The following is an 8207-nucleotide window of genomic DNA, read 5'->3' as shown; positions in this document are numbered from 1 at the left end:
GAGGTTCTGCGCCTCGTCGATGATGAGCACGTTGTTGCGGCCCGCCGCATGGGCCTGCAGCAGGAAGGCATTCAACGGGTCGATGCAGTCCTTGACCGTCTCGGAGCCCGGCACCGCCGGGGTGTGCGCCACGCCGAACTCGTCGCAGATGGAGCGCAGCAGCTCGCCCACCGTGAGCCGCGGATTGAAGATGTAGGCCACGTTGCAGTGCGCCGGGATCTGCTCCAGGAAGCACCGGCACACCGTGGTCTTGCCGGTGCCGATCTCGCCCGTCAGCAGCACGAAGCCGCCACCGGCGTCCAGGCCGTAGAGCAGGTGCGCCAGCGCCTCGCGGTGGCGGTCGCTCATGAACAGATAGCGCGGGTCGGGGGCGATGGAAAACGGCGCGTGCTCCAGGCCGAAAAACGGGGCGTACATGGCGGCAAGGATACCGCCCTGCCGTGGCGATCGCCCTGCGGCCGGCGCGCGGGTCAATCGTCTTGCAGCGGCAGCAGGCCCTGCAGTGGGGCGGGCGGCCAGCGGCCCGCAACGGCCCGGGCCTCGAACCAGCGGTGCATGGCCGCGTCTTCGAGCGCGTATTCGCCGCGCGCCGATTTCCACACCAGCGCGGGCATGCGCTGGCGCAGCGCCTCCAGCGCTTTCTGGGCCTGCGGCACCGTCACCGGGTGGCCGGCGTTGTCCCGGTAAAAGCGCAGGGCTTCGGCATCGTAGGGGCGAAAGCGCGGGCCCTGCTCCAGCATGCGCCACAGCACGGCCTGCTCGGTCGGCTTGAGGCCGAGGTAGTCGGACTCCATCTGCGCTTCGTCCTGCGCCTGCTGCTGCTGCGCGGCTTGCAGCAGCGCGGGCTCGAAGCGCCCGGTCAGCGCCGCCAGGGGGCTCAACACCTGTCCCAGGGCGGCCATGAAGAACTGCGGGCGGTCGCCGAAAACCTCGAACGCCTGCTGCAGCGCAGCCTGATCGACCGGCTTCAGTTCGGGCCGCTGGGCTTCGATCAAGGCGGCCACATGGGCGATGAAATCGGGACCCAGAGGAGGCATGCGCTGGATCTGGGATCCGTAGAACGGGGCCGCCGCCGTGTTCACCAAACGCAGCAGCTTGTCGCGGTCCGAGCCCGACATGACGAGCATCAGGTTCACCGCCCCGGGCCGGTTGAGCTGGTCGCGGGCCGATTTCAGGGCGGTCATCGCGGCCTCGCCGGCTTCGCTGGTCAAAGCGTGCTGCGCCTCGTCGATGATCAACGCCACGGGCTGGCCCGCCCGTTCGTGCAGAAGGCGCAGGGCTTCGGTCAAGGTCAGGCCATCCACCTTGCCGATCTTGCTGGTGTCCACCTCCAGCCCGCCGACCTTCACCTTGTCCAGGCCGGCCTTTCTGGCAGAGCGTGCGACGAGGCCCAGCCGGGGCTCCAGTGCGCGGGCGATGGCTTCCGCGATCAAACCACCCGGATCGCGCCGAGCGTCGGCCCACAGGTCCACATAGACCACCACCACGCCCGCGGCCTCCAGGGCCGGACGCAGGTCCCCTTGAAGAAAGGTGGATTTGCCGGTACGGCGCGGCGCGGCCAGGAACAGCCCGTTGTGGGCATCGCCCAGCAACGCCTTGCCCTGCAGCGCGGACACCAGCGCTTGTGCCAGGGCGGTCCGCTGGAAGGCAATCATCGCAAATATCCTCTTTTATCTCTGAAAAGATAGTTTATACAAAATGAGATAAACAGGGATATTTCTGGATGGCGCCCCGACTGAACGCCCCCTTTGGCGAGCCCGCGATCGGCCTTCATCGCGGGCAGGGTTACACCCGTCAGGAGTTTCCCGCAAATTGTCGTCGGCAAGACAAGAAGACGTCAAAGCGGTTCCTACCATCCGTTGCATCTCCATTGCATGGCTGCGCGCCCCGCCAGCAGCCTCGGCGGACACCACCGGTAGGAACAGGCATGACGACCACCTTCCCCCAACTGCTGCTGCGGCACGCCGCCGAACGGCCCACCGACGCGGCGCTGCGCGAAAAGGAATACGGCATCTGGCAGACCCACACCTGGTCGGGCCTGGCCGCCATGGTGGAGACGCTGTGCGCCGGCCTGCACCAGGCCGGGCTGCACGCGGGCGAGCACCTGGTGGTGGTGGGCGCCAACCGCCCGCGCCTGTATGCCACCATGCTCGCGGCGCAGTCGCTGGGTGCCATTCCCGTACCGCTGTACCAGGATGCGGTGGCCGCCGAATGCATCTACCCCCTGAACAACGCCGAGGTGCGCTTTTGCGTGGTGGAAGACCAGGAGCAGGTGGACAAGCTGCTGGAGATCCGCGCGCAGTGCCCCGCCCTGTCGCACCTGTATTTCGACGATCCGCGCGGCCTGCGCAACTACAGCGAGCCGGGCCTGGCGTCGCTCGATGCCCTGGTCGAGGCCGGCACCGCCTTCGTGGCGCAGAACCCCGGCTGGTTCCGCACGCAGGTCGACCGGGTGCAGCCCGGCGACGTGGCGGCCATGTTCTTCACCTCGGGCACCACGGGCAACCCCAAGGGCGTGGTGCACACGCACGCCACCTTGCTCGACCGCGCGCAGGCCGGCGCCGAGTTCGACCGCCTGACGTCCGCCGAGGAGGTGCTGGCCTACCTGCCGCCCGCGTGGATCGGGCAGAACATCTTCAGCTACTCGCAGTGGCTGGCCTGCGGCTACGTGGTGAACTGCCCCGAGTCGGCCGGCACCGTCTCCATCGACCTGAAGGAGGTCGGCCCCACCTACTACTTCGCCCCGCCGCGCATCTTCGAGGGCCTGCTCACCAGCGTGATGATCCGCATGGAAGACGCGGGCGCGCTCAAGCGCAAGATGTTCCACGCCTGCATGGCGGTGGCCCGCCGCGTGGGCCCGGCGCGCATGGACGGCCAGCCCGTGGGCCTGCTGGACCGCATCAAGTACGCGCTGGGCGACCTGCTGGTCTATGGGCCGCTGCGCAACAACCTGGGCTTTTCGCGCGTGCGGGTGGCCTACACGGCCGGCGAGGCCATCGGGCCGGACCTGTTCACCTTCTACCGCTCGATCGGCATCAACTTGAAGCAGCTGTACGGCTCCACCGAGACGGCGGTGTTCGTGTGCCTGCAGCCCGACCACCAGGCGCGCGCCGACACCGTGGGCGTGCCGATCCGCGGCGTGCAGATCCAGGTGGCCGATAACGGCGAGATCCTCGTCAAGTCCGCCGGCCTGCTCAAGGAGTACTACAAGAACCCCACCGCCACGGCCGAGGTGCTCACGGCCGACGGCTGGTATCGCACGAGCGATGCAGGCTTTCTCGATGCGCACGGCCACCTCAAGATCATCGACCGCGTGAAGGACGTGGGCCGCATCCAGGGCGGCGCCAACGACGGTGCCATGTTCGCGCCCAAGTACGTGGAGAACAAGCTCAAGTTCTTTCCGTACATCAAGGAGGCCGTGGCCCTGGGCGACCGGCGCGAGAAGGTGTGCGCCATGGTCAACATCGACTTCGACGCCGTGGGCAACTGGGCCGAGCGCCGCAACCTGCCCTACGCGGGCTACACCGACCTGGCGCAAAAGCCCGAGGTGTACGAGCTGATCCGCGACTGCGTGGAGAAGGTGAACGCCGACCTCGCGGGCGATGCGCTGCTGGCGGGCAACCAGATCAGCCGCTTTCTCGTGCTGCACAAGGAACTGGATGCCGATGACGGCGAGCTCACGCGCACCAACAAGGTCCGCCGCGGCTTCATCGCCGACAAGTACGGCACGCTGGTGGAGGCGCTGTACGCCGGCCGCACCGAACAGTTCATCGAGACGCAGGTCAAGTTCGAGGACGGCCGCACGGGCAGCGTGAGCGCCACGCTCAAGCTCGACGACGCCCGGACCTTCGCCCCAACGAAGCAGGCCGCCTGACCGCAACGCCGCAAGACCCCACCATGACCACCAAGAAGATCGGCGACGTCATCCTCGACGTCCAGAACATCAGCCTGCGGTTCGGGGGCGTGAAAGCGCTCACCGACATCTCGTTCAACGTGCGCGAGCACGAGATCCGCGCCATCATCGGCCCCAACGGCGCGGGCAAGAGCTCGATGCTCAACTGCATCAACGGCGTCTATGCGCCGCAGGACGGCTCCATCACCTTCCGGGGCAAGACGTTCTCGCACATGAACTCGCGCCAGGTGGCCGAGATGGGCGTGGCGCGCACCTTCCAGAACCTGGCGCTGTTCAAGGGCATGAGCGTGATCGACAACATCATGTCGGGGCGCAACCTCAAGATCAAGAGCAACCTCTTCCTGCAGGCGCTGCGCATCGGCCCGGCCGAGCGCGAGGAGATGCGCCACCGCGCGTTCGTCGAACGCATCATCGATTTCCTGGAGATCCAGGCCTGGCGCAAGACGCCCGTGGGCCAGCTGCCCTACGGCCTGCAAAAGCGCGTGGACCTGGGCCGGGCCCTGGCGATGGAGCCGCAGGTGCTGCTGCTGGACGAGCCCATGGCCGGCATGAACGTGGAGGAAAAGCAGGACATGTGCCGCTTCATCCTCGACGTGAACGACGAGTTCGGCACCACCATCGTGCTCATCGAGCACGACATGGGCGTGGTGATGGACATCTCCGACCGCGTGGTCGTGCTCGACTACGGCAAGAAGATCGGCGATGGCACGCCCGACGAAGTGCGCAGCAACGACGACGTGATCAGCGCCTATCTCGGCACCTCGCACTGACCGGAGAACACACACCATGGCTTTCTTTCTCGAAACCCTGATCGGCGGCCTGATGGCGGGCATGCTGTATTCGCTGGTGGCCCTGGGCTTCGTGCTGATCTACAAGGCCTCGGGCGTCTTCAACTTCGCGCAGGGCGCGATGGTGCTGTTCGCGGCGCTCGCGATGGCCCGGCTGTCCGAATGGATTCCCCAATGGACCGGCATCGACAGCCGGCTGCTGGCCGGCATCGCGGCCTTCGTCCTGGCCGGCGCGCTCATGTTCGTGGTGGCCTGGTGCATCGAGCGGCTGGTGCTGCGCCACCTGGTCAACCAGGAAGGCGCCACGCTGCTCATGGCCACGCTGGGCATCACCTACTTCCTCGAAGGCCTGGGCCAGACGATGTTCGGCAGCGACATCTACAAGATCGACATCGGCATGCCCAAGGAGCCGATCTTCGCCCTCGAGTCGATGTTCGAGGGCGGCGTGCTCATCAACAAGGAAGACGTGATCGCCGCCGCCATCGCCGCGGGGCTGGTGATCCTGCTGAGCATCTTCTTTCAGAAGACCTCCACCGGCCGCGCGCTGCGCGCCGTGGCCGACGATCACCAGGCGGCGCAGTCCATCGGCATTCCGCTCAACCGCATCTGGGTGATCGTGTGGTGCGTGGCGGGCGTGGTGGCGCTGGTGGCCGGAATGATCTGGGGCAGCAAGCTGGGCGTGCAGTTCTCGCTCACCACGGTGGCGCTGCGCGCGCTGCCGGTGGTGATCCTGGGCGGCCTCACCTCGGTGCCGGGGGCCATCATCGGCGGGCTGATCATCGGCGTGGGCGAGAAGCTCTCCGAGGTGTACCTGGGGCCCTTCGTGGGCGGGGGCATCGAGATATGGTTCGCGTACGTGCTGGCGCTGGTCTTTCTCCTCTTCAGGCCCCAGGGCTTGTTCGGAGAGAAGATCATTGACCGCGTGTAACCCATAACGACAAGAACACAGGAGACACGCCATGCTCTACCGCGAAAACGGACAGTTCAAGACCAGCTACCGCGCCGACCAGCAGATCTTTCCCATCGCGCAGGACCGCATCGCCATGGTGGTGCTGCTGGCCGTGGCCTTCATCGCCGTGCCGATGCTGGCGAGCGACTATTTCTTCCGCGCGATCCTGATCCCGCTGGTCATCATGTCCATGGCCGCGCTGGGCGTGAACATCCTCGTGGGCTACTGCGGGCAGATCTCGCTGGGCTCAGGGGCCTTCATGGCCGTGGGCGCCTACGGGGCCTACAACTTCTTCGTGCGCGTGCCGGGCCTGCCGCTCATTCCGGCCATCGTGCTGGGCGGGCTGTGCGCCACGTTCTTCGGCATCCTCTTCGGGCTGCCCAGCCTGCGCGTGAAGGGGCTGTACCTGGCGGTAGCCACGCTGGCGGCGCAGTTCTTCAGCGACTGGATGTTCCTGCGCATCAAGTGGTTCACCAACAACTCCGACTCGGGCTCGGTGTCGGTCAACGGACTGCAGGTGTTCGGTATGCCCATCGAAAGCGCGCAGTCCAAGTACCTCTTTTGCCTCGCCCTGCTCGTGGTGGTGGCGCTGCTGGCCAAGAACCTGGTGCGCGGCGCAGTGGGCCGCGAGTGGATGGCCATCCGCGACATGGACGTGGCCGCCGCGGTGATCGGCATCCGTCCCATGTACGCCAAGCTCAGCGCCTTCGCTGTCAGCTCGTTCATCGTGGGCATGGCCGGCGCGCTGTGGGCCTTCGTGCACCTGGGCGCGTGGGAGCCTGCGGCGTTCTCGGTGGAGGTGTCGTTCCGGCTGCTGTTCATGGTGATCATCGGCGGGCTGGGCTCGATCATGGGCGGCTTCTTCGGCGCGGCCTTCATCGTGGTGCTGCCCATCGTGCTCAACCAGTTCCTGCCCGCGCTGATGGGCCTGTTCGGCATCCACATCTCCACGGCCGGCGTGTCGCACGCCGAGCTGATGATCTTCGGCGCGCTCATCGTGTGGTTCCTCATCGTCGAGCCGCACGGCCTGGCCAAGCTGTGGTCCACGGCCAAGCAAAAGCTGCGCCTGTGGCCCTTCCCACACTGATCCACCCGGTTCCCCCCCGCGCTTCAATCCATTCAATTTCCAAGGAGAGACAAATGAAGCTTTCGAAACTCGTGATCGCCGCCCTCGTGGCGGCAGGCAGTGTGTCCGTGGCGACCAGCGCCGTCGCGCAGGCCAAGGAGCAGTTCTTTCCGCTGCTGTCGTACCGCACGGGGCCGTATGCGCCCAACGGCGTGCCGTGGGCCAACGGCAAGCAGGACTACATCAAGATGATCAACGCGCGCGACGGCGGCGTGAACGGCGTCAAGCTCACGTTCGAGGAATGCGAGACCGGCTACGCCACCGACCGCGGTGTGGAGTGCTACGAGCGCCTGAAGGGCCGCCCCGGCGTGGCGCTGTTCGATCCGCAGGCCACGGGCATCACCTTCGCGCTGACCGAAAAAGCCCCGGTGGACAAGATCCCGCTGATGACGCTGGGCTACGGCCTGTCGGTCGCGCAGGACGGCATGGCCTTCAAGTGGAACTTCCCCTTCATGGGCAGCTACTGGACGGGCGCCGACATCCTGATCCAGCACATCGGCAAGCAGGCCGGCGGGCTGGACAAGCTCAAGGGCAAGAAGATCGCGCTGGTCTACCACGACAGCCCGTTCGGCAAGGAGCCCATTCCGGTGCTGCAGGAGCGCGCCAGGATGCACGGCTTCGAGCTGCAGATGCTGCCCGTGACCGCTCCCGGCGTGGAGCAGAAGGCCACCTGGCTGCAGGTGCGCCAGAGCCGCCCCGACTACGTGCTGCTGTGGGGCTGGGGCGTGATGAACTCCACCGCCCTGAAGGAAGCGCAGGCCACGGGCTTCCCGCGCGACAAGCTCTATGGCGTGTGGTGGGCCGGCGCCGAGCCGGACGTGCGCGACGTGGGCGAAGGCGCCAAGGGCTACCACGCGCTGGCGCTGAACGGCTACGGCACGCAGTCCAAGGTGATCCAGGACATCCTGAAGAACGTGCACGACAAGGGCCAGGGCACGGGGCCGAAGGACGAAGTGGGCTCGGTGCTGTACACGCGCGGCGTGATCATCCAGATGCTGGCCGTCGAGGCCGTGCGCCGCGCGCAGGAGCGCTTCGGCAAGGGCAAGGTCATGACCGGCGAGCAGGTGCGCTGGGGCATGGAGAACCTCGCGCTCGATCAGAAGAAGCTCGACGCGCTGGGCTTCAACGGGATCATGCGGCCGCTGTCCACGAGCTGCTCCGACCACATGGGCTCCACCTGGTCGCGCGTGCACACCTGGGACGGCAAGAAGTGGGACTTCTCCTCCGACTGGTACCAGGCCGACGAGCAGATCCTGAAGCCCATGATCAAGGCCGGCTCCGACAAGTACCTGGCCGACAAGAAGATGACGCGGCGGGATGCGGCCGACTGCCAGAGCTAAGGACAACCCCCTGAGCCGCTGCGCGGCTTCCCCCTTCTCTGGCTTCGCTGTGCGAAGCGGAAGGGGGACGACGCCAGCGCCGCGGGGCGGC

7 protein-coding genes are annotated in these 8207 nt (G+C 66.7%); 5 read left to right on the top strand and 2 right to left on the bottom strand.

Features of this window, described 5'->3' with window-relative positions; translation table 11 throughout:
• Positions 1-417 (bottom strand): ExeA family protein (locus AC27IO_RS17790; protein ID WP_487114090.1); only part of this gene is annotated, 417 nt, incomplete at its 3' end.
• Between the two features lie 53 nt (positions 418-470).
• Positions 471-1655: an ATP-binding protein gene (locus tag AC27IO_RS17785; protein WP_317355273.1), complete on the bottom strand. Its 1185-nt coding sequence runs from the start codon at positions 1653-1655 to the stop codon at positions 471-473.
• 272 nt (positions 1656-1927) lie between these two features.
• Here AC27IO_RS17785 and AC27IO_RS17780 point away from each other — a divergent pair, with 272 nt between their 5' ends.
• The 5 genes from AC27IO_RS17780 to AC27IO_RS17760 are packed head-to-tail and all read left to right on the top strand — an operon-like array spanning position 1928 to position 8116.
• Complete coding sequence (locus AC27IO_RS17780; protein WP_498739956.1) at positions 1928-3874, top strand: AMP-dependent synthetase/ligase; 1947 nt, start codon at positions 1928-1930, stop codon at positions 3872-3874.
• A gap of 23 nt (positions 3875-3897) precedes the next feature.
• The gene (locus AC27IO_RS17775) at positions 3898-4683 is read left to right on the top strand and encodes an ABC transporter ATP-binding protein (RefSeq protein ID WP_284401399.1); all 786 of its coding nucleotides are present in this window, start codon (positions 3898-3900) and stop codon (positions 4681-4683) included.
• A gap of 16 nt (positions 4684-4699) precedes the next feature.
• Complete coding sequence (locus AC27IO_RS17770) at positions 4700-5629, top strand: branched-chain amino acid ABC transporter permease (RefSeq protein WP_272567053.1); 930 nt, start codon at positions 4700-4702, stop codon at positions 5627-5629.
• A gap of 31 nt (positions 5630-5660) precedes the next feature.
• Positions 5661-6737, top strand: coding sequence for a branched-chain amino acid ABC transporter permease (locus AC27IO_RS17765; RefSeq protein WP_272567051.1), 1077 nt, complete (start codon positions 5661-5663; stop codon positions 6735-6737).
• A 53-nt stretch (positions 6738-6790) separates the two neighbouring features.
• Positions 6791-8116 (top strand): ABC transporter substrate-binding protein, encoded by a 1326-nt coding sequence (locus AC27IO_RS17760; RefSeq protein WP_487089594.1) that lies wholly within the window; start codon positions 6791-6793, stop codon positions 8114-8116.
• Positions 8117-8207 lie beyond the last annotated feature (91 nt).

It is taken from the genome of Acidovorax sp. KNOB132, from assembly GCF_057541515.1.
Note: the sequence above shows the minus strand (reverse complement) of the source record. Positions and strands in the feature narration are given on the sequence as shown.